The organism is Micromonospora sp. MH33, from assembly GCF_003013775.1.
GTDB classification, from domain to species: Bacteria; Actinomycetota; Actinomycetes; order Mycobacteriales; family Micromonosporaceae; genus Micromonospora; species Micromonospora fulviviridis.
In genome coordinates this window covers 1-1,072 of sequence record NZ_MUYZ01000654.1, presented here as the reverse complement: position 1 = coordinate 1,072, position 1,072 = coordinate 1, and the positions used below count along the sequence as shown (strand labels likewise).

The following is a 1,072-nucleotide window of genomic DNA, read 5'->3' as shown; positions in this document are numbered from 1 at the left end:
CACGCCGAGCCGCCCGGCGGCGGACGCCGGCGCCCCGTCGAGCGGGGGCCCGGCGCCGACCACCGGCGCGCCCGCGCCGTCCGCGAGCACGGCCGGTCCGAAGCAGCCGTACACGGCGGGGCAGGTGTGCGGCAGCGGCTACCAGGTGATCGACTCGGCGACGCTGACCGCCGGCGGGGTACGCCAGGGCCGGGTCTACCTGCTGTACAGCATCGCCGCCGGCACCAACTGCGTGGTCACCCTCAAGGACGCCGACGTCGGGCGGGCCACCACGGTGACCACGTACCTGGAGGTGCAGGGCAAGGCGCGGCAGACCGCGAGCGGCAGCTACCAGTACTACGCCGGGCCGGTGCGGGCGAACGCCGCCGGGGTCTGCGTGAAGTGGGGCGGGTCGGCGGGCGGGGCCAGCTACGCCAGCCCGTTCGAGCACTGCGACTGAGCCGACCGGGCCGGCGGGCGGCGACCCGCCGGACGGCTTTAAGGTACGGGCATGTCCGTTGACGGGTGGAACACCCTCCTGGTGCTCGGCGGTATCCGCTCCGGCAAGTCGGAGTTCGCCGAATCGGTGGTCGCCGACGCGCCCACGGTCCGGTACGTGGCCACCGCTCCCGCCGGGGATCCGGAGGACACCGAGTGGGCGACCCGCCTCGCGGCGCACCGGGCCCGCCGGCCGGGGAGCTGGACCACCGAGGAGACCGCCGCGGACCCCGGCCGGCTGGCCGAGGTGATCGCGGCGGCCGGGCCGAACGAGACGCTGCTCGTGGACGACCTGGGCGGCTGGGTGACCGTGCTGCTCGACCCGGCCCACCAGCCGGCCGACGACACGGCCACCATCGCCGAGCTGGCCGCGGCGGTCCGGGCCAGCGCCGCCCGGCTGGTGCTGGTCAGCCCCGAGGTGGGCCTGTCCCTGGTGCCCACCACGCCGCTGGGCCGGGCGTTCACCGACGCGCTGGGCGTGACCAACCGGGCGGTCGCCGACGCCTGCGACGCCGTCGCGCTGGTGGTGGCCGGGCAGACCGCCTGGCTGAAGCCGGCCGCGCCGGCCCGGCCCGGCCCCGGCCAGGCGGACGTC

The 1,072-nt window shown here is 77.3% G+C and carries 1 protein-coding gene and 1 pseudogene; both read left to right on the top strand.

Features of this window, described 5'->3' with window-relative positions; all coding sequences use genetic code 11:
• Nucleotides 1–439 (top strand): annotated as a pseudogene (locus B0E53_RS38345) (hypothetical protein); the annotation flags it as partial.
• Nucleotides 440–490: 51 nt separating this feature from the next.
• On the top strand, nt 491–1,072 hold a 582-nt coding region (locus B0E53_RS36705), incomplete at its 3' end, for a bifunctional adenosylcobinamide kinase/adenosylcobinamide-phosphate guanylyltransferase (RefSeq protein ID WP_210406374.1).